Origin of the sequence: Salmonella sp. SAL-020, from assembly GCF_017372215.1 — a bacterium.
Taxonomy (GTDB): domain Bacteria; phylum Pseudomonadota; class Gammaproteobacteria; order Enterobacterales; family Enterobacteriaceae; genus Salmonella; species Salmonella enterica.
On sequence record NZ_CP071690.1, the window covers coordinates 4,533,190 to 4,552,787 of the forward strand.

General features: G+C 52.2%; 16 protein-coding genes and 1 rRNA gene. 3 read left to right on the plus strand and 14 right to left on the minus strand.

The window, feature by feature from the left end; all coding sequences use genetic code 11:
- Positions 1-50: 50 nt before the first annotated feature.
- The 5 genes from J1G48_RS21915 to pepQ all read right to left on the minus strand — a co-directional run bounded on the left by J1G48_RS21915 (position 51) and on the right by pepQ (position 5,962).
- Positions 51-1,592, minus strand: a 16S ribosomal RNA gene (locus tag J1G48_RS21915).
- A gap of 377 nt (positions 1,593-1,969) precedes the next feature.
- The gene (hemG, locus tag J1G48_RS21920) at positions 1,970-2,515 is read right to left on the minus strand and encodes a menaquinone-dependent protoporphyrinogen IX dehydrogenase (protein WP_000853982.1); all 546 of its coding nucleotides are present in this window, start codon (positions 2,513-2,515) and stop codon (positions 1,970-1,972) included.
- Positions 2,516-2,526: 11 nt separating this feature from the next.
- Complete coding sequence (gene trkH / locus J1G48_RS21925) at positions 2,527-3,978, minus strand: Trk system potassium transporter TrkH (RefSeq protein ID WP_000545688.1); 1,452 nt, start codon at positions 3,976-3,978, stop codon at positions 2,527-2,529.
- 38 nt (positions 3,979-4,016) lie between these two features.
- The gene (locus J1G48_RS21930) at positions 4,017-4,631 is read right to left on the minus strand and encodes an IMPACT family protein (protein WP_000378897.1); all 615 of its coding nucleotides are present in this window, start codon (positions 4,629-4,631) and stop codon (positions 4,017-4,019) included.
- Positions 4,631-5,962 carry a Xaa-Pro dipeptidase gene (gene pepQ / locus J1G48_RS21935; RefSeq protein WP_000444529.1) on the minus strand — a complete coding sequence of 444 codons (1,332 nt, stop codon included), beginning with the start codon at positions 5,960-5,962 and terminating at the stop codon, positions 4,631-4,633. Before pepQ ends, J1G48_RS21930 begins: the two co-directional genes overlap by 1 nt.
- A 189-nt stretch (positions 5,963-6,151) precedes the next feature.
- Here pepQ and fadB point away from each other — a divergent pair, with 189 nt between their 5' ends.
- Positions 6,152-8,341, plus strand: a complete 2,190-nt coding sequence (fadB, locus tag J1G48_RS21940; RefSeq protein WP_000966003.1) for a fatty acid oxidation complex subunit alpha FadB — start codon at positions 6,152-6,154, stop codon at positions 8,339-8,341.
- A 9-nt stretch (positions 8,342-8,350) separates the two neighbouring features.
- On the plus strand, positions 8,351-9,514 hold the full coding sequence (gene fadA / locus J1G48_RS21945; protein ID WP_000438783.1) for an acetyl-CoA C-acyltransferase FadA: 1,164 nt from the start codon (positions 8,351-8,353) through the stop codon (positions 9,512-9,514).
- A gap of 196 nt (positions 9,515-9,710) precedes the next feature.
- Here the strand turns inward: fadA and J1G48_RS21950 are convergent, their stop codons facing one another.
- The 3 genes from J1G48_RS21950 to ubiD all read right to left on the minus strand — a co-directional run bounded on the left by J1G48_RS21950 (position 9,711) and on the right by ubiD (position 14,053).
- Positions 9,711-11,534, minus strand: a complete 1,824-nt coding sequence (locus J1G48_RS21950; RefSeq protein WP_000669887.1) for an aryl-sulfate sulfotransferase — start codon at positions 11,532-11,534, stop codon at positions 9,711-9,713.
- Positions 11,535-11,787: 253 nt separating this feature from the next.
- Positions 11,788-12,489, minus strand: coding sequence for an NAD(P)H-flavin reductase (gene fre / locus J1G48_RS21955; RefSeq protein ID WP_000209832.1), 702 nt, complete (start codon positions 12,487-12,489; stop codon positions 11,788-11,790).
- Positions 12,490-12,574: 85 nt separating this feature from the next.
- The gene (gene ubiD / locus J1G48_RS21960) at positions 12,575-14,053 is read right to left on the minus strand and encodes a 4-hydroxy-3-polyprenylbenzoate decarboxylase (protein ID WP_000339754.1); all 1,479 of its coding nucleotides are present in this window, start codon (positions 14,051-14,053) and stop codon (positions 12,575-12,577) included.
- A gap of 185 nt (positions 14,054-14,238) precedes the next feature.
- Between ubiD and rfaH the strand changes: the two genes are divergently transcribed.
- Positions 14,239-14,727, plus strand: a complete 489-nt coding sequence (gene rfaH / locus J1G48_RS21965; protein WP_001192410.1) for a transcription/translation regulatory transformer protein RfaH — start codon at positions 14,239-14,241, stop codon at positions 14,725-14,727.
- 7 nt (positions 14,728-14,734) lie between these two features.
- On the opposite strand, the gene tatD is transcribed toward rfaH, so the two are convergent.
- The 6 genes from tatD to ubiJ form a co-directional block, all read right to left on the minus strand.
- Positions 14,735-15,517 carry a 3'-5' ssDNA/RNA exonuclease TatD gene (tatD, locus tag J1G48_RS21970; protein ID WP_000459637.1) on the minus strand — a complete coding sequence of 261 codons (783 nt, stop codon included), beginning with the start codon at positions 15,515-15,517 and terminating at the stop codon, positions 14,735-14,737.
- Between the two features lie 41 nt (positions 15,518-15,558).
- Positions 15,559-16,338, minus strand: a complete 780-nt coding sequence (gene tatC / locus J1G48_RS21975) for a Sec-independent protein translocase subunit TatC (RefSeq protein ID WP_000257554.1) — start codon at positions 16,336-16,338, stop codon at positions 15,559-15,561.
- A gap of 2 nt (positions 16,339-16,340) precedes the next feature.
- Positions 16,341-16,889: a Sec-independent protein translocase protein TatB gene (tatB, locus tag J1G48_RS21980; RefSeq protein WP_000459612.1), complete on the minus strand. Its 549-nt coding sequence runs from the start codon at positions 16,887-16,889 to the stop codon at positions 16,341-16,343.
- Between the two features lie 3 nt (positions 16,890-16,892).
- Positions 16,893-17,147 (minus strand): Sec-independent protein translocase subunit TatA, encoded by a 255-nt coding sequence (tatA, locus tag J1G48_RS21985; protein WP_000508972.1) that lies wholly within the window; start codon positions 17,145-17,147, stop codon positions 16,893-16,895.
- A 205-nt stretch (positions 17,148-17,352) separates the two neighbouring features.
- Positions 17,353-18,993 (minus strand): ubiquinone biosynthesis regulatory protein kinase UbiB, encoded by a 1,641-nt coding sequence (ubiB, locus tag J1G48_RS21990; RefSeq protein WP_000187554.1) that lies wholly within the window; start codon positions 18,991-18,993, stop codon positions 17,353-17,355.
- The gene (gene ubiJ, locus J1G48_RS21995) at positions 18,990-19,595 is read right to left on the minus strand and encodes a ubiquinone biosynthesis protein UbiJ (RefSeq protein ID WP_001116090.1); all 606 of its coding nucleotides are present in this window, start codon (positions 19,593-19,595) and stop codon (positions 18,990-18,992) included. The genes ubiB and ubiJ overlap by 4 nt, the downstream gene beginning before the upstream one ends.
- Positions 19,596-19,598 lie beyond the last annotated feature (3 nt).

Below are 19,598 nucleotides of genomic sequence, written 5' to 3' on the forward strand. Positions count from 1 at the left end.
TTTTTCATCAGACAATCTGTGTGAGCACTTCAAAGAACAGTTCTTTAAGGTAAGGAGGTGATCCAACCGCAGGTTCCCCTACGGTTACCTTGTTACGACTTCACCCCAGTCATGAATCACAAAGTGGTAAGCGCCCTCCCGAAGGTTAAGCTACCTACTTCTTTTGCAACCCACTCCCATGGTGTGACGGGCGGTGTGTACAAGGCCCGGGAACGTATTCACCGTGGCATTCTGATCCACGATTACTAGCGATTCCGACTTCATGGAGTCGAGTTGCAGACTCCAATCCGGACTACGACGCACTTTATGAGGTCCGCTTGCTCTCGCGAGGTCGCTTCTCTTTGTATGCGCCATTGTAGCACGTGTGTAGCCCTGGTCGTAAGGGCCATGATGACTTGACGTCATCCCCACCTTCCTCCAGTTTATCACTGGCAGTCTCCTTTGAGTTCCCGGCCTAACCGCTGGCAACAAAGGATAAGGGTTGCGCTCGTTGCGGGACTTAACCCAACATTTCACAACACGAGCTGACGACAGCCATGCAGCACCTGTCTCACAGTTCCCGAAGGCACAAATCCATCTCTGGATTCTTCTGTGGATGTCAAGACCAGGTAAGGTTCTTCGCGTTGCATCGAATTAAACCACATGCTCCACCGCTTGTGCGGGCCCCCGTCAATTCATTTGAGTTTTAACCTTGCGGCCGTACTCCCCAGGCGGTCTACTTAACGCGTTAGCTCCGGAAGCCACGCCTCAAGGGCACAACCTCCAAGTAGACATCGTTTACGGCGTGGACTACCAGGGTATCTAATCCTGTTTGCTCCCCACGCTTTCGCACCTGAGCGTCAGTCTTTGTCCAGGGGGCCGCCTTCGCCACCGGTATTCCTCCAGATCTCTACGCATTTCACCGCTACACCTGGAATTCTACCCCCCTCTACAAGACTCAAGCCTGCCAGTTTCGAATGCAGTTCCCAGGTTGAGCCCGGGGATTTCACATCCGACTTGACAGACCGCCTGCGTGCGCTTTACGCCCAGTAATTCCGATTAACGCTTGCACCCTCCGTATTACCGCGGCTGCTGGCACGGAGTTAGCCGGTGCTTCTTCTGCGGGTAACGTCAATTGCTGCGGTTATTAACCACAACACCTTCCTCCCCGCTGAAAGTACTTTACAACCCGAAGGCCTTCTTCATACACGCGGCATGGCTGCATCAGGCTTGCGCCCATTGTGCAATATTCCCCACTGCTGCCTCCCGTAGGAGTCTGGACCGTGTCTCAGTTCCAGTGTGGCTGGTCATCCTCTCAGACCAGCTAGGGATCGTCGCCTTGGTGAGCCGTTACCTCACCAACAAGCTAATCCCATCTGGGCACATCTGATGGCAAGAGGCCCGAAGGTCCCCCTCTTTGGTCTTGCGACGTTATGCGGTATTAGCCACCGTTTCCAGTAGTTATCCCCCTCCATCAGGCAGTTTCCCAGACATTACTCACCCGTCCGCCACTCGTCAGCGAAGCAGCAAGCTGCTTCCTGTTACCGTTCGACTTGCATGTGTTAGGCCTGCCGCCAGCGTTCAATCTGAGCCATGATCAAACTCTTCAATTTAAAAGTTTGATGCTCAAAGAATTAAACTTCGTAATGAATTACGTGTTCACTCTTGAGACTTGGTATTCATTTTTCGTCCGAGGACGTTAAGAATCCGTATCTTCGAGTGCCCACACAGATTGTCTGATAAATTGTTAAAGAGCAGTGCCGCTTCGCTTTTTCTCAGCGGCGCGGGGTGTGCATATTACGCTTTCCCGCTTCAGAGTCAAGCGTTTATTTTCGCTTTTCTCCGTGAGGTTCTGGTCTGAACCCCGCTGACCCGGCGGCCTGTGTGCCGTTGTTCCGTGTCAGTGGTGGCGCATTATAGGGAGTTATTTCTGCCTGACAAGAGGAAATTTAAAATAATTTTCTGAGTGCGCACTTTTTATTCTTTGCGTTTATTTTGCCGACGATTTGTTGGTTAAATGGGCTATTTCACGGGCAAAGTGCGCAACCTGCTCCCAGTCGGTGTACACCACTTCTTTACTGGTATCCGTTTCGCCGCCCGACATCTTCATAATAAGCTTGATCATCAGACGGTCATACCAGCGATAGCGGGGATAGCGAAGCGCGCCTGCAATGACGGCACAGTAGTCAGGTCGCCACGGAGAGCTCATTAAAAACTTACGCGCGTAGCTGTTAGTCTGCGGCGTCCGTTTTTCAGCTTTACGCGCCACCAGGTTAACGGAATAAAAGGCGCTCGGCATTCCGTTCAACCGCGTGGCATATTTCTTAACAAACTCCTGAAAGGCGCTGTGGTAATGACCATAACGAATAGACGCGCCAATCACTACGCGATCATAGCTATCCCAGTCCGGCTCTTCTGCGCGATGCAGATTAACGACATCGGCCCAGATCCCCATCTCTTTGAGTTCAGAAGCCAGATAAGAGGCAATTTCGCGCGTTTGTCCGTCCCGGGTAGAGAAAAGAATCAATGTTTTCACGTGTTACTCCATTATTCACGCCAGAAAGTCGGGGTAAAAAGTACCAGCAAAGTGAATACTTCCAGACGACCAAATAGCATGTTGGCGATGAGTATCCATTTCGCAACCGGATTCATACTGGCGAAGTTATCAGCAACCACCCCCAGCCCCGGTCCCAGGTTATTAAGCGTAGCCACTACCGAGGCGAAAGCCGAGAAATCATCTACGCCTGTAGCGATAATGGCCAGCATACTGACGATAAATACCAGCGCGTAGGCAGAAAAGAATCCCCAGACGGCTTCCAGAATACGTTCTGGCAGCGCCCGGTTCCCCAGCTTAATACTGTAAACGGCATTCGGATGCACCAGACGTTTGAGTTCGCGGTTCCCCTGTTTAAACAACAACAGAATACGGATGACCTTTAACCCCCCGCCCGTTGACCCGGCGCAACCGCCAATAAACGCGGAACATAGCAGCAAGACGGGCAAAAACAGCGGCCAGCGCGCAATGCTGTCCGTGGTAAACCCTGCCGTTGTCGCCATCGACACAACCTGGAAGAATGCCTGATTTAGCGTTGTCAGCGCCGAGTCGTAGATATTATGGAACCACAGTACCAGCGTGCAGATCACCACCAGCGTCAACTGTACGCCGATGAACATGCGGAATTCCGGATCGCGCCAGTATACTTTCAGGCTACGCCCGCTTAATAAAGAGAAATGCAGGCCATAGTTACAACCGGAGATCAGCAGGAAAATAGCGATGATGGTATTAATAGTGGGACTATCAAAATAGCCTACGCTGGCGTCATGCGTTGAGAAGCCGCCGATAGCGATAGTGGAGAAGCTGTGTCCGATAGCGTCAAACGCGGGCATCCCTGCAAACCATAGCGCCAGCGCGCAGGCTACCGTTAGCAAGACATAGATAAGCCACAGCGTTTTCGCCGTCTCGGCAATACGCGGGCGCATTTTGTTATCTTTGAGCGGCCCCGGCATTTCCGCCCGATAGAGCTGCATCCCCCCGACGCCGAGGATAGGGAGAATCGCCACCGCCAGCACAATGATCCCCATACCCCCAAACCATTGCAGCATCTGACGATAAAAGAGAATGGCGTGCGGTAATGAGTCCAGCCCCACCAGCGTAGTGGCGCCCGTGGTGGTTAACCCGGAGAACGATTCAAAAAAAGCATCGGTAATGGTGAGGTTTGGGCTTTCCGAGAAAATAAACGGCAGCGCACCCACGCTGCCCAGCACGGTCCAGAACAGCACCACGATAAGAAATCCTTCGCGGGATTTCAGCTCGCCCTTTTCCCTACGGTTTGGCCACCACAGTATGGAACCGATCGCCAGCGCGACAAAAAAGGTCTGCGTGAACGCTCTTCCTGCGCCATCACGATATATTAGCGCTACCAGTCCCGGGAGAATCATTGTCCCCGAAAATAAGATAACCAGTAGTCCAACGATTCGGGTAATGGCGCGAAAATGCATCTCTGCCGCTTCCTTTATTCTTAAAAATGAGGTGGGGATTATTCTTCAATCGCTAACAATTGCAATGAACCACGGCTAAAATCCGCCAGTTTTGTGGAAAATGCATTCACATGAGCAAAAGGAAGCGCCACCCTGAGCCGAACAGACGCCTGATAATCGCTGGAAACGATCTTCCCGGCAAACTGTCCTAATAATGCTTCGATTCCGGCCAACTGACCGTACTCACACTGCAAAGTATATTCGGTTAATGGCGTCTTGCGTTGTGTGGCAAGCTGACGTAATGCCTGATTCACACCGCCGCCATAGGCTTTTACCAGCCCGCCCGTACCCAGCAGAATACCACCATAGTAGCGCACGACGACGGCAGTAATTTCTCCGACGCCGCTGCCCATCAATTGCGCAAGCATCGGCTTGCCTGCCGTTCCCGCCGGTTCGCCGTCGTCTGAAAAGCCCAGTTGCTGTGAGTCGTCCGGCGCACCCGCCACCCACGCCACACAATGGTGGCGCGCATCAGGGTGCTCAGCTCTGACTGACTCAACAAACGCTTTCGCCGCGTCTACGCCATCGGTATGCGCCAATAGCGTAATAAAGCGGCTTTTTTTGATCTCTTCAACAACGGTGACCGGCGCTGCAGGGATTAACCAACTGTCCATTACGCCAGTTTTAAATCCCGCGTCATGTTTTCCACGCCGTTTTCGTGGATGACCACGTTATCTTCAATGCGAATACCGCCGAAAGGCTTGAGCGCTTCAATTTTCTGCCAGTTGAAGTGCTTGCTGAACGGGCCTTCGCGCCACGGCGCTAACAGCGATTCGATGAAGTAAATCCCCGGTTCGATGGTCAACACCATTCGCGGCTGTAACACACGCGTGCAGCGCAGATACGGGTATTTGGACGGTGCAGCGAGATGCGTACCGGAATCATCCTGCATAAACCCGGCCACATCGTGTACCTGCAGACCCAACGGATGACCAATACCGTGCGGCATAAACGGCCCGGTAAGATCATTTTCCACCATCGCCTCTTCACTCATGTCGGTAATGATTTGATGTTTACGCAGCAGCTTCGCGATACGTTGATGGAACTGAATATGATAATCCACATAGCTGACGCCCGCCTTCATGGTAGCGATCAGCGCCAACTGTTCGTCGTTAACATCTTTCACCAGGTGGGCGTAGTCGTTATCGCTTTTCGCCGACCAGGTCCGCGTCAGATCCGCCGCGTAGCCATTGTATTCCGCGCCCGCATCCAGCAGGAAACTGCGCATTTCAGACGGTGCCTGATGATCCAGTTTCGTGTAATGCAGCACGGCGGCATGTTCGTTCAGCGCCACAATGTTGCTGTATGGAACATCAGTATCGCGATGTCCCGTGGCGGTCAGGTACGCCAGGTTGATGTCGAACTCACTCATGCCGGAACGGAAGGCCTCTTCCGCCGCCCGATGACCGCTCACCGCCATTTTCTGCGCTTCGCGCATACAGGCCAGTTCATAATCCGTTTTATAGGCGCGGTAGTAATGCAGATAGTCGATAACACCTTTCGGGTTGATGTTGCTGGCGGCGATATCCAATTGTAGCGCGCGCTCAGGAACCGGGCCGATATAGCCGATATTGCCACGCGCGGCAGGCAGTTGGCTGCCGATGCCATCCGCTTTCGGTAAGGCGACGACCTCGACTTCTTCTGTCCAGAATGACGTTGGCAGCGGTTCAACGTTATGCCAGTAATCGACCGGCAGATAAAACCACAATTTGGGTTTGTTGACGCCATCGACCAGCAGCCAGCAATTTGGAACCTGAGTTACCGGCACCCACGCTTTAAACTGCGGATTGACCTTAAACGGATAAGGGTGATCGTCGAGAAAGACGTTGAAAAGCTCGCCGGAATGAATAAGTAACGCATCCAGCTTAAAGCGCGCCAGAACATCGCGCGTCCGTTCTTGTAAGGTAACAATATGATTTTTATAGAGCGCGGCCAGTGATTCCATTTTTTACCCTTCTGTTTTTTTGACCTCAAGTTTCCGCATCTTAGCACATCGCCCCACGAGAGCGTGATCTCTGCCGAGCGTGATCACATCGGCATTTCTTCAATCATTTATTTGCATTTTATTAACACAAAATACACACTTCGCTTCATCTGGTACGACCAGATCACCTTGTGGATTCAGGAGACTGACATGCTTTATAAAGGCGACACCCTGTACCTCGACTGGCTGGAAGATGGCATCGCCGAACTGGTGTTCGATGCTCCAGGCTCGGTCAATAAACTCGACACCGCAACCGTCGCCAGCCTCGGCCAGGCGCTTGAGGTGCTGGAAAAGCAACACGATTTAAAAGGGCTGCTGCTGCGCTCTAATAAAGCGGCCTTTATTGTCGGCGCGGACATCACCGAATTTCTTTCACTGTTCCTCGTCCCCGAAGAGCAGTTAAGCCAATGGCTGCATTTCGCTAATAGCGTCTTTAACCGTCTGGAAGATTTACCCGTACCGACCCTTGCCGCCGTAAACGGCTATGCGTTGGGCGGCGGGTGCGAATGCGTGCTGGCCACCGATTACCGTCTGGCGACGCCAGACCTCCGTATCGGTCTGCCGGAAACTAAACTGGGCATCATGCCGGGTTTCGGCGGCTCCGTTCGTCTGCCGCGTATGCTGGGCGCAGACAGCGCGCTGGAGATTATCGCGGCAGGTAAAGATGTCGGTGCTGAGCACGCGCTGAAAATCGGCCTTGTGGACGGCGTGGTCAAACAAGAGAAGCTAATTGAAGGCGCGATAGCGGTGTTACGCCAGGCCATTACCGGCGATCTCGACTGGAGAGCTAAACGCCAGCCGAAACTGGAACCGTTGAAACTCAGTAAGATTGAAGCGGCGATGAGCTTTACCATCGCTAAAGGCATGGTCGCACAAACGGCGGGTAAACATTATCCGGCGCCGATGACCGCAGTGAAAACCATTGAAGCCGCCGCGCGTTTTGGTCGTGAAGAAGCGCTGAATCTGGAAAATAAAAGCTTTGTTCCGCTGGCGCATACCAATGAGGCTCGTGCGCTGGTCGGTATCTTCCTCAACGATCAATATGTAAAAGGTAAAGCCAAAAAGCTGACCAAAGATATTGAGACGCCGAAACAGGCAGCCGTACTGGGCGCGGGCATTATGGGCGGCGGTATCGCTTACCAGTCGGCCTGGAAAGGCGTACCGGTCATCATGAAAGATATCAACGATAAATCGTTGAACCTCGGCATGACCGAAGCGGCCAAGCTGCTGAACAAACAGCTGGAGCGCGGCAAGATCGACGGTCTGAAGCTGGCGGGCGTCATTTCGACCATCCACCCGACTCTCGATTATGCCGGTTTCGATCGCGTAGATGTTGTTGTCGAAGCGGTAGTCGAAAATCCGAAAGTGAAAAAAGCGGTACTGGCGGAAACCGAGCAGAAAGTGCGCCCGGAAACCGTGCTGGCCTCAAATACCTCCACCATCCCAATTGGCGAACTGGCAAGCGCCCTGGAACGTCCGGAAAACTTTTGCGGAATGCACTTCTTCAACCCGGTACACCGGATGCCGCTGGTTGAAATCATTCGCGGCGAGAAGAGTTCAGACGAAACCATTGCCAAAGTCGTCGCCTGGGCCAGCAAAATGGGCAAGACGCCGATTGTAGTCAACGACTGCCCCGGCTTCTTTGTTAACCGCGTGCTGTTCCCCTATTTCGCCGGTTTCAGTCAACTGCTGCGCGACGGCGCGGATTTCCGCAAAGTCGATAAAGTGATGGAAAAACAGTTCGGCTGGCCGATGGGCCCGGCCTATCTGCTCGACGTGGTGGGTATTGATACCGCCCACCACGCGCAGGCGGTAATGGCGGCAGGCTTCCCACAACGGATGCAGAAAGAGTATCGCGACGCGATCGACGCATTGTTTGACGCCAGCCGTTTTGGGCAAAAAAACGGTCTGGGCTTCTGGCGCTATAAAGAAGACAGCAAGGGTAAGCCGAAGAAAGAAGAAGATGCTGCGGTGGATGACCTGCTGGCAAGCGTCAGTCAGACGAAACGCGACTTCAGCGACGACGAGATAATCGCCCGTATGATGATCCCGATGATTAACGAAGTGGTTCGCTGTCTGGAAGAAGGCATTATCGCAAGCCCGGCGGAAGCCGATATGGCGCTGGTCTACGGCCTGGGCTTCCCTCCGTTCCACGGCGGCGCATTCCGCTGGCTGGATACACAGGGCAGCGCGAAATATCTTGATATGGCGCAGCAGTATCAACACCTCGGCCCGCTGTATGAAGTGCCGGAAGGGCTGCGTAATAAAGCGCGCCATAACGAACCGTATTATCCCCCGGTTGAACCAGCCCGTCCGGTTGGTTCTCTGAAAACGGCTTAAGGAGTCACAATGGAACAGGTTGTCATTGTCGATGCTATTCGCACCCCGATGGGCCGTTCGAAGGGCGGCGCGTTTCGCAACGTGCGGGCAGAAGATCTCTCCGCCCACTTAATGCGTAGCCTGCTGGCGCGTAATCCGTCGCTTACAGCGGCGACCCTCGATGATATTTACTGGGGCTGCGTACAACAAACGCTGGAGCAAGGCTTCAACATTGCCCGTAACGCCGCGCTGCTGGCAGAAATTCCCCATTCGGTACCGGCGGTCACCGTCAACCGTCTGTGTGGTTCCTCGATGCAGGCGTTACACGATGCAGCGCGAATGATCATGACCGGCGATGCGCAGGTTTGTCTGGTTGGCGGCGTGGAGCATATGGGGCACGTGCCGATGAGCCACGGCGTGGATTTTCACCCGGGTCTGAGCCGCAACGTCGCCAAAGCGGCAGGGATGATGGGGCTAACGGCGGAAATGCTCTCCCGCCTGCACGGCATTAGCCGGGAAATGCAGGACCAGTTCGCCGCGCGTTCTCACGCTCGCGCCTGGGCCGCCACCCAGTCTGGCGCATTCAAAACGGAGATTATCCCGACTGGCGGTCATGATGCCGATGGCGTGTTGAAGCAGTTTAGCTACGATGAAGTGATCCGCCCGGAAACCACGGTCGAAGCGCTATCAACGCTGCGTCCGGCATTTGATCCGGTTAGTGGCACGGTCACGGCGGGCACCTCATCCGCGCTTTCCGATGGCGCAGCCGCCATGCTGGTAATGAGCGAAAGTCGTGCCCGTGAGCTGGGCCTGAAACCTCGCGCCCGTATTCGCTCAATGGCAGTGGTGGGTTGTGATCCGTCAATTATGGGTTACGGGCCGGTTCCGGCGTCAAAACTGGCGTTGAAAAAAGCGGGACTGTCAGCCAGCGATATCGATGTGTTTGAGATGAACGAAGCGTTTGCCGCACAGATCCTGCCATGCATTAAGGATCTGGGATTGATGGAGCAGATAGACGAGAAGATCAACCTCAACGGCGGTGCGATCGCGCTTGGTCATCCGCTCGGCTGCTCCGGAGCACGTATCAGCACCACGCTTATCAACCTGATGGAGCGCAAAGACGCACAGTTTGGTCTGGCGACGATGTGTATTGGTCTGGGTCAGGGCATCGCCACGGTGTTTGAGCGGGTTTAATCAAAGATAATATCCCCTAAATAACTCGCATTGCAGCGCAGCGGCAACTGAGCGAATCCCCGGGCACATAGATAACTATGTGCCCGGGGTGAGCAAAGGCAGCCAACAAAGAGGCTGCGCGAATTATGACGGGAAACAGTTTAGTTGCCGTTTTTCCCGCCCGTCAGGGGCGGGTTTTTTCACCGTATGGCCCGCTCTACTCAGTAAGCGCTTTGGTCAGGCTAAATGGCATAGCCTGATATCCACGCGCACCATGTATTTGCATTTCAACCGCAGGCTCTTTTTCTCCCCATTTGAACTCTTCCAGATACGGATTAGGCAAGCTGGTAAATGCGCCTACCGATAAATCAAACGCACCACCTGCTGTTGCGGAATACACGAACACAGAATTCTTGTCAGTCTGGTACTCGGTGATAGAGGTTACCGGGCTAAACCACTCGTTCCCGCGCTCTTTACCGTATTGCCAGATCTGTTGGACTGTCTTGTTTTTCTGGTCGATTTTGTAAATCACGGAGCGGCTGTATTTCATACTCTGCATAGCAGGCTGTTCTAAGCCGCGGCCATCGCCATTGTCGAAAGCGGAAAGGTATAAGATATCGCCTTTACTCTTACTATCAATTTTAAAGGCCGTATGTTGCGTCCATGTCCAGTCGAAGTCACCCTCGCAGCCACTGTCCTGGCAGGCGATTTTTTGGCCTTTGCTATCCACAGGCGTCAGAATTGCGGCATTAAATGGCGCTTTCCAGCCAGCAGGCGTACCCAGTATCCACTTCACTTTCTTATCGCGGCCGATTTTGATAATCGCACTCTGGTGGCGGGAGCTGATGATGATGGAATCATCTTCACTGTCATAGTCGACGCTGTTGACATGCGCCCAGTTGCGGCCAGCCCCACTACCCACGATATCCCCGAATTTGTCGGAGGAGTCCAGCGCCGCCAGATCTTCTTCGCTCAACGTATGGCCGGACTGGCTGGCGTCGATATTCAGGCACACAGCGCCCTGATCGAGGGTTTTCATTATCACATCACGATAAGGATCGAGGATATCAAACAGACGCCATTCATCCACTACCACGCCGTTCTGATCAACTTCGGCAATCACATCACGCACGGTACGAACATTTTTCCCATCAGGGCGTTTATAGTTAGAGCTGGCTACACGCAGGAAGTAGTGACCGTTGGCCGCGTTATCCATTGAGTGTGAAAAATCGTTATAATTATCCGGCAGGCGGCGGTTAAAGATTTCACGCCCCATGATATCGTATTTCACATAACGCTGACCGTAGCCCCACGATAGTGCGCCATCCTGGTTTTGTTTAAAGCCCATCATAACGCCAGCACGATAAATTGACTTTAAATCATAAATTGAACTTGGATTCATAAACCAACGAATATCACCGGAGGTGTCGATAATAGCGTTAGCTGTAGTGAAGTTCCATTCTAATGCACCCCCAGTAGGGTTGTTCCAGACAGTACGCGTTCCATTCCCAGACTTATCTTTCGTATTATTCAAAAGATACAAGCGATCTTTAAATTCTGGGGAAACCTTTTTAACATCGATAGTAAAGAGTGCTGATTGTTCTTCTTTTGTACCCGCTGATTCAATATAGGCAGGCGGTGCATACATTTTATAGCTTTCTTTTATATTTTCGGTTTTACTACCCTGGATCCTTGTATATTCAACTTCAACGGTATTGACATAATCTGGGTAAAGACCAAAGACGGGGATACCGCCATACGTTAAAAGGTATTTATTATTAACTTTATACGCGATCTCCTGGCCATTTTCTTTGGGGACAATCCGTACATGCACGTCACGTAACTGGTAACCGCCATTACGAATAACGGCGGTTAGCGGCGCGATATCATAGGGGTTCATAACAACTTCGCCAATTTTTCCCTGGACCTGATAGTCCACTTTAGCGCCGCTGGCGCCGCCGATGGCGAAAGCAGTAGAAGGTACTGATGACAAAATTGCAACAGATAATGCGAGAGAAGTTAAAGCATATTTAAATTTCATAACACTCTCCATCTTATAAATAAATAACTAACTTTCCATTTTATGTTTCTTTTATAAAAATAAATGAAGCATATATAATTAACTATTTTTATTGATAGCCTCAGGACATAATATTACTTAATTTATTACACGCAATACAAAGCCTGTAGATATTCAATATCATAAGGTTTTATAGTTGACGATTAATTAATATTTAAGAGGACTTTTAGGTAGGCTAACGTAAAAAGGGACGCTACTGCGTCCCATAAAATAGTTAAATAAATGCGAACGCATCGCCAAACAGACGATCTTCCCGCGCGTTACGCTCATGACAGAACAGATCGCGGGCGATTTTCGCCATCTCAAAACGTCCGGCAATATAAATATCGTGCCCCGCCAGCGTACCATAATCCTGCAATACCGCCGTAAGTACCGTTCCTGTACGTCCACGCCAGCCTTCTTCCGGCTGCTCGACAACAGGTTCAATACGCAAATTCGGATGGTTAACAGAGAGTGCTTCCAGCTCAGAGAGATCATAGAGGTGCTTTTCTTCGCGACCACCCCAGTAAATGGTAACATCGCGGTTCGGGTTGCGCGCTAACGCCGTCAACAGGATGGAGCGCACATAAGAAAAGCCCGTACCGCCCGCGATCAGAATCAACGGACGCTCTTCATCGTCACGTAGCCAGGCGTCGCCATGCGGAATATCGACGACGATTTCCCGGTCTTTCAGAATTCGATCCATGACCGCCATCGCATACAGATTGAGCTCGGAAGCGCCAATGTGTAATTCAATAAACCCTTTCTCGTCCGGCGTTGAAGCCATCGAAAACGGGCGTTTGTCACGCTCGTCCATTACGACCATCAAATACTGACCAGCGCGGAATGAAAACGCCGCGTCCGGCACTAAACGAACCCGATATACGGTATCGGTGATAGCTTCTACCGAGGTCACTTTACAGCTTAAGGTTGTCATGCGCTCCCTCTGTCGGGTGTCGGGTCAATACCGACATTTTTCAAGCCGAGTCGCCGCAGCCTGAAATGTCGATGTCCGCTTTCAGTTATTTAAAGATAGCCAGCTCATCCCAAATCGCATCAATACGCGCGGTAACTTCAGGATCTTTAACAATAGGACGACCCCACTCGCGTTGGGTTTCGCCCGGCCATTTGTTTGTGGCATCCAGCCCCATTTTTGAACCCAGCCCGGAGACCGGCGAGGCAAAATCCAGGTAGTCAATCGGCGTATTTTCAACCAGCACCGTATCCCGCGCAGGGTCCATACGGGTGGTAATCGCCCAGATCACATCATTCCAGTCGCGTGCGTTAACGTCATCATCGCAAACGATAACAAACTTCGTATACATAAACTGGCGCAAAAACGACCAGACGCCCATCATGACGCGTTTCGCATGACCAGCGTACTGCTTTTTCATCGTCACTACCGCCAGGCGGTAAGAACACCCTTCCGGCGGCAGATAAAAGTCGACGATTTCCGGAAACTGTTTTTGCAGAATAGGCACGAAGACTTCATTGAGCGCCACCCCTAATACCGCAGGCTCATCGGGCGGACGCCCGGTATAGGTGGAGTGATAGATGGCATCCTCACGCTGCGTAATATGCGTGACGGTAAAGACCGGAAAGTTATCCACTTCATTATAATAGCCCGTATGATCGCCATACGGTCCTTCCGGCGCCATCTCTCCCGGCTCAATGTAACCTTCAAGGATAATCTCGGCGCTGGCAGGCACTTCCAGATCGTTAGAAAGGCATTTAACCACTTCAGTTTTCGTGCCGCGCAGCAGGCCCGCAAAGGCATACTCCGACAGAGTATCGGGAACAGGAGTCACGGCGCCAAGTATCGTCGCCGGATCGGCGCCCAATGCGACGGAGACCGGGAAACGTTCACCCGGACGCGCGGCTAACCACTCCTGAAAATCCAGCGCGCCGCCTCGGTGAGACAGCCAGCGCATAATAAGCTTATTTTTACCTATCAACTGCTGACGATAAATGCCCAGGTTTTGCCGTTCTTTGTGCGGGCCACGCGTTACCGTCAGTCCCCAGGTAATCAGCGGCGCGGCGTCGTCCGGCCAACAGGTCATGACAGGAAGACGCGTTAAATCGACATCATCGCCAGACGCGATTTTCTGTTGGCAAGGCGCGCCGCGTAACCGTTTCGTCGGCATATTCAGCACTTGCTTAAACTGCGGCAGCTTGTCAAACAGATCGCGAAAGCCTTTCGGCGGCTCAGGTTCTTTAAGAAACGCTAATAATTTACCCACTTCCCGTAAGGCGGAAACATCATCCTGCCCCATGCCCATCGCCACGCGTTTTGGCGTGCCAAAAAGGTTGCACAGCACCGGCATGGCGTAACCTTTAGGATTTTCAAACAGCAACGCCGGTCCACCGGCACGCAGCGTGCGGTCAGCGATTTCCGTGATTTCCAGATGAGGATCCACAGGTAGCGTGATGCGTTTTAGTTCCCCCTGCAGCTCAAGTAGCGTCAGGAAGTCGCGTAAATCGTGATATTTCATGGCGTCCATTGTAGCCTCTTGGTAAGCGCATCATTATACGGCGTTCATCATCGGGATGCTGTATTTTTGTTAAATTAGCGTGAACTCTGGCAACCAACGCTAATCCAGATACGGCTTAAAGGATGAAGTGTATAATTAACTTCGCGCATGGCTTTTGCTATGCTTGCGCCCCGAACAAGCGGATAAGAGTCATTATGCAATCCTGGTATTTACTGTACTGCAAACGCGGGCAACTTCAGCGTGCTCAGGAACACCTCGAAAGACAAGCGGTAAGTTGCCTGACACCGATGATCACCCTGGAAAAAATGGTACGCGGAAAACGTACCTCCGTCAGCGAACCGCTCTTTCCTAATTATCTGTTCGTTGAATTTGATCCGGAAGTGATACATACCACTACAATCAACGCCACGCGCGGCGTCAGCCATTTTGTGCGCTTTGGCGCGCATCCTGCGATCGTGCCTTCCAGCGTTATTCATCAGCTTTCTATCTACAAGCCCGAAGGCGTTGTCGATCCTGAAACCCCCTATCCCGGCGATAGCGTCATCATCACGGAAGGCGCATTTGAAGGGCTGAAAGCGATTTTTACCGAACCGGATGGCGAAACGCGTTCGATGTTACTGCTTAATTTACTCAATAAAGAAGTGAAGCAGAGCGTAAAAAACACCGGTTTTCGCAAGATTTAGCTATCGTTCAGAATACGACCTCAAATAAGGTTCTGGCGTTGGCATCTGTCATCGCCGCTAACCATTGCGGATCTTCACCACGCCATAGCGCAATGCGCTCCAGGATGTGAGGCAGATACGCGGGCTCGTTGCGTCGTGACGTTGGTTTCGGCGTAAGATCGCGGGGCAACAGATACGGCGCGTCGGTTTCTATCAGTAGCTTTTCCGCTGGAATAAACGGTAAGAGTTCACGTAGCTCAAGCCCGCGTCGTTCGTCGCAAACCCACCCGGTAATACCGATATAGAGCCCTCTATCCACACAGGCCTGCATTTGCTGGCGTGAACCGGTAAAGCAGTGCAGTATTGCACCAGGAAGACTATCCAGCCAGGGATCAAGCAATGCCAGAAATCGCTCATGCGCGTCCCGGCAGTGCATAAAGATTGGCATCTGCAATTCGGCGGCAATTTGTAGCTGCGCCTGAAAGGCACGCTCCTGCTCCTGCGGCGTGGAAAAATTGCGATTGAAATCCAGCCCGCACTCACCGATAGCGACGACTTCCGGCTGGTTCGCCAGCGCAATAATGGCGTCTTCAGACGCGGGTGACCACTGACTGCTGTCATGGGGATGGACGCCAGCCGTCGACCAACAATGGGGGTAGCGCCGCGCCAGTTTTAACGCCTGCTGACTTTCATGGATGTTCGTTCCGGTCAGTAGCATACCTTTTACTCCCGCCGCAAACGCACGGGCGACCACATCATCACGATCTTTTGCAAACTGGCTACTGGTTAAATTAACGCCAATATCAAACATGCTTGCCCCCATATGACAACCGCCCTGGCGGGCGGTTGTGTTTAGTCTTCAGTGTGCTCGGCCTTTTCGGTTTCGGCCTCGTTATCTTCGTCGCGCGTCCGTCGCTTACCGACATAAAAGCGTGAGCAGAAAACGCCAATTTCAAACAGGCAGTACATCGGTATCGCCAGCAACGTTTGCGAGAAAACATCTGGCGGCGTAAGCAGCATTCCCACAATGAATGCCCCGACCAGGATATAAGGCCGTTTTTTACGCAAATCTTCTGGCGTGGTGATGCCCATCCAGCACAGCAACACAATCGCCACCGGCACTTCAAAGGCTACGCCAAAGGCCATAAAAAGCGCCATGACAAAGCTAAGATAGCTGGCGATATCTGTCGAAACCTGTACCCCTTCCGGCGCCGTATGCGTCAGGAAACCAAAGGCCAAAGGGAATACGACAAAATAGGCGAAGGCCATACCAATGTAGAAAAGCAGCGAACTGGATACCAGCAGCGGTACGACCAGACGACGCTCATGTTTATACAGCGCCGGGGCGATAAAGGCCCAAACCTGGTACAAAATGACAGGCGCGGATAAGATCAAAGACACCATGAAGGTGAGTTTGATAGGCGTAAAAAACGGCGACGCCACATCCGTCGCAATCATTGTCGCCCCTTGCGGCATCTGTTTAATCAGCGGTGCGGCGACTAAATGATAAATATCATTGGCGAAGTAAATTAACGCCAGAAAAATCAGAAGTACTGCGACGATGCAGTTTAGCAGGCGCTTACGCAACTCGATCAGATGCGTGATAAGCGGTTGAGTATCTTCTACAGCCATGTTTACGGTTTATCACTCGACGAGGGGGAAGATTCGACAACAGGCGCAGCGGATTTCTTCTCGGCGTCTATCGTGGCTACGGAAGCGGTTTCCGTCGACTCAGGCACGTTAGCTTTAACGGGCTCCGGCTTTTGTTCCGGCGCGCTCGCCTGTGTTTCAGCGGCGGCAGGGGTGACGCCCTCATGCTGCGTTTCGTTCCCTTTTACCACCGGATTATGGATGGTATGCGCTTCATCGCTCGCTTGTTCGGGATCGTTAGCGCTGTAGGTGCGTTTCATCGACTCCGCCGCCTGACGCAGTTCATCCATAGATGCTTTCAGTTCGGGAGTCAGATTTTCCAGACTCGCCTTTTCGACTTTTTTCAGACTGTCCTGGAACTCCTGAAGTTTCAGTTCCTGAGTCAGTTCATTCTGAACCGTTGTCGCAAGGGATCGCAACGCGCGAATCCAGCCCGCTACCGTTTTTACCGCTACTGGCAATCGTTGCGGCCCCAACACAATGAGGCCGATAACGAACACTAACAGCAGTTCGCTAAAACCGATATCAAACACGGATTATACCTGCTCTTTATCTTGGCTTTTAGCGTCTTCCTTTTTCGCTTCGCCTTGCTTATCCGCGATAGATTTAGCGGTAAAATCAGCGTCCTGACTGGTTTTATCCTGTTTGGCATCATCATCGCTCATGGCCTTTTTAAAGCCTTTGATAGACGCGCCAAGATCGGAACCGATGGAACCGAGTTTTTTGGTGCCGAACAGCAGTACGACGATGACGGCAACAATCAACAACTGCCAAATACTGATACCACCCATACATGTTCCTCTGTGATAGATGATGAATTAATAGGGCCGCATTATACACATTATCCTTCGCGCTGCCTCTTTGTTAGCCGCTTTCGCCCGCCCTATTCACATACTTTTACATACGACCGGGACGACATTGACTTGCGGCCTGAGTATTGCCTCGAGTGATAATATGTACCTGCGTGACACAACCGGCGTTGAGCGATAAAAAATCTCAACGAGTTTTACGCCAGCCAACCAGCCAGACAACTACGCCGCCGACCATGAGCCAGCCAGGCATCAATCCCCATTCAGGGCGGTTGACGAGTAAGAATGACCCGCTCAGTAACAGCGTTGCGCCAATTCCCAATAAATAACGAGACTGACTTTGGCGCACATGGTTTACCTGTAACTCGCGCGCAATCTTATCAACACTGTGCTGTAAATATTTGCCCTGGCGCAAACTGTCGTACACCAGTTCAGGTATTTCTGGCATTTTTTCGACCCAGAACGGCGCTTTTTCTTTAAGAGCCCGCGTGAGAGCCGGAATACCCACCTGATCTTTGATCCAGGACTCAAGAAACGGCTTCGCCGTTTTCCACAAATCAAGCTGAGGATAAAGTTGCCGCCCAACCCCTTCAACATACAATAATGTTTTCTGCAACAACACCAGTTGCGGCTGGACTTCCATGTTAAATCGACGCGCTGTATTGAAAAGGTTTAACAACACATGACCAAACGAGATTTCCGCGAGCGGCTTTTCAAAGATAGGTTCACAGACGGTGCGGATGGCAAACTCAAAATCTTCAACGTTGGTATCTGGCGGAACCCAGCCTGAATCGACATGCAGTTCTGCCACCTTTCGGTAATCGCGATTAAAAAACGCGATAAAGTTTTCAGCCAGATAACGCTTATCTTCTTTGTTTAGCGACCCGACGATACCGCAGTCAATGCCGATATATTGCGGGTTTTCAGGGTGTTCATGGCTGACAAAAATATTTCCCGGATGCATGTCCGCATGGAAAAAGCTGTCGCGGAAAACCTGGGTGAAGAAAACTTTAACCCCGCGTTCCGCCAGCAGTTTCATGTTGGTGCCGTTCTTTTCCAGCGCCGCCACATCCGAAACAGGAATGCCGTATATCCGCTCCATCACCATCATGTTCTGGCTACAGTAATCGGAGTACACCTCCGGGATATACAGCATGGGACTATTTTCAAAATTGCGGCGTAACTGAATCGCGTTGGCCGATTCCCGCAGCAGATTCAGCTCATCGATCAGCGTTTTTTCATACTCACGCACCACTTCCGTCGGGCGCAGACGACGCCCATCCGGCAACAGGCGTGGTACCCAGCGAGCAAGGCGATAAATCAGTTTCAGGTCTGCCTGAATTACCGGCAAAATATCCGGGCGAATGACCTTAATAACCACTTCTTTACCGTTTGATTTCAATCGCGCGGTATGTACCTGGGCGATTGACGCCGACGCTAAAGGCTGGATATCAAAGTCGTCAAACCAGGCGTCGACAGGTAGCCCCCCCATCGCCTCTTCAATCTGGGCTTTCGCCAGCCGACCATCGAATGGCGCGACTTTATCCTGGAGCAAAGCGAGCTGATCGGCGATTTGCGGCGGGAACAGGTCACGGCGCGTGGAGAGCATCTGGCCAAATTTGATCCAGACCGGTCCCAGCTCTTGCAACGCCAGTCTTAATCGTTCACCCAGCAATTTATCTTTATGCCGGTTTGGCATCCAGAACAGCGAATAGCGCCATAATCGGAGTGGCAGTGTAAGACGCATTCGGGGGATGAGTTCATCAAGGCCGTAGCTTAAAAACGTGCGGATGATGAAATATAGGCGCCGTACTTCACCTGGCGTCATTTGGCCTCCAGTTTTTCCAGCCGTGTGGTCAGAGAATCTACGGCGCGCTCAACAGCCGCGGTTTCTTCGGCAAACCATGCGACTTCCAGCGGGCCAGGCGCCATACGCCACTCTTCAGTGATCGCTTCAGCGGCATAACGCTGCTGGCGTTGAAACCCGTGGCGCAGGAATTTAGCCCCGCCACGCACGGCCTTACCGATACTTTCCGCCGCAATATCACCCGTGTATGGCGCCAACAGCTCCGCAGGATCGAATTCGGCGAGATCGGCGAGCGCCACAAAATTTTGCACGACCTGAATATCGCCCTGCACTTCCAGTTCGCCGCTGCGAATAAGCGCGGCCAGCTGCTGACGATCGCGTAGTTTTGGCAAAACGCTAGCTTGAGTGATTACCGTACAGTCCGCTTCGCCTTCCCATGCCCCCAGCACATCAACCTGGCGTTCGCTGAATACCAGGACTAATGGCGTCGAAAATCCCTTTAGTTTCACACACAGTACTTTTCCCTGTAAGCGCGTTCTGGCTGATTTCAGCGCTGGCGAACGATACAGAAACGTATTGAGGAGACCTTCAATTCCTGCGGTCACTAAGGGTTTAAAAGGCATTCC

Excerpts from the sequence above, each read along its gene's own strand:
- pepQ (WP_000444529.1), bottom strand. The coding sequence starts at position 5,962 with ATGGAATCACTGGCCGCGCTCTATAAAAATCATATTGTTACCTTACAA.
- tatD (WP_000459637.1), bottom strand. The coding sequence starts at position 15,517 with ATGTTTGATATTGGCGTTAATTTAACCAGTAGCCAGTTTGCAAAAGAT.
- J1G48_RS21950 (WP_000669887.1), bottom strand. The coding sequence starts at position 11,534 with ATGAAATTTAAATATGCTTTAACTTCTCTCGCATTATCTGTTGCAATT.
- rfaH (WP_001192410.1), top strand. The coding sequence starts at position 14,239 with ATGCAATCCTGGTATTTACTGTACTGCAAACGCGGGCAACTTCAGCGT.
- tatC (WP_000257554.1), bottom strand. The coding sequence starts at position 16,338 with ATGGCTGTAGAAGATACTCAACCGCTTATCACGCATCTGATCGAGTTG.
- fre (WP_000209832.1), bottom strand. The coding sequence starts at position 12,489 with ATGACAACCTTAAGCTGTAAAGTGACCTCGGTAGAAGCTATCACCGAT.
- trkH (WP_000545688.1), bottom strand. The coding sequence starts at position 3,978 with ATGCATTTTCGCGCCATTACCCGAATCGTTGGACTACTGGTTATCTTA.
- ubiD (WP_000339754.1), bottom strand. The coding sequence starts at position 14,053 with ATGGACGCCATGAAATATCACGATTTACGCGACTTCCTGACGCTACTT.
- J1G48_RS21930 (WP_000378897.1), bottom strand. The coding sequence starts at position 4,631 with ATGGACAGTTGGTTAATCCCTGCAGCGCCGGTCACCGTTGTTGAAGAG.
- ubiJ (WP_001116090.1), bottom strand. The coding sequence starts at position 19,595 with ATGCCTTTTAAACCCTTAGTGACCGCAGGAATTGAAGGTCTCCTCAAT.
- fadA (WP_000438783.1), top strand. The coding sequence starts at position 8,351 with ATGGAACAGGTTGTCATTGTCGATGCTATTCGCACCCCGATGGGCCGT.
- ubiB (WP_000187554.1), bottom strand. The coding sequence starts at position 18,993 with ATGACGCCAGGTGAAGTACGGCGCCTATATTTCATCATCCGCACGTTT.
- fadB (WP_000966003.1), top strand. The coding sequence starts at position 6,152 with ATGCTTTATAAAGGCGACACCCTGTACCTCGACTGGCTGGAAGATGGC.
- tatA (WP_000508972.1), bottom strand. The coding sequence starts at position 17,147 with ATGGGTGGTATCAGTATTTGGCAGTTGTTGATTGTTGCCGTCATCGTC.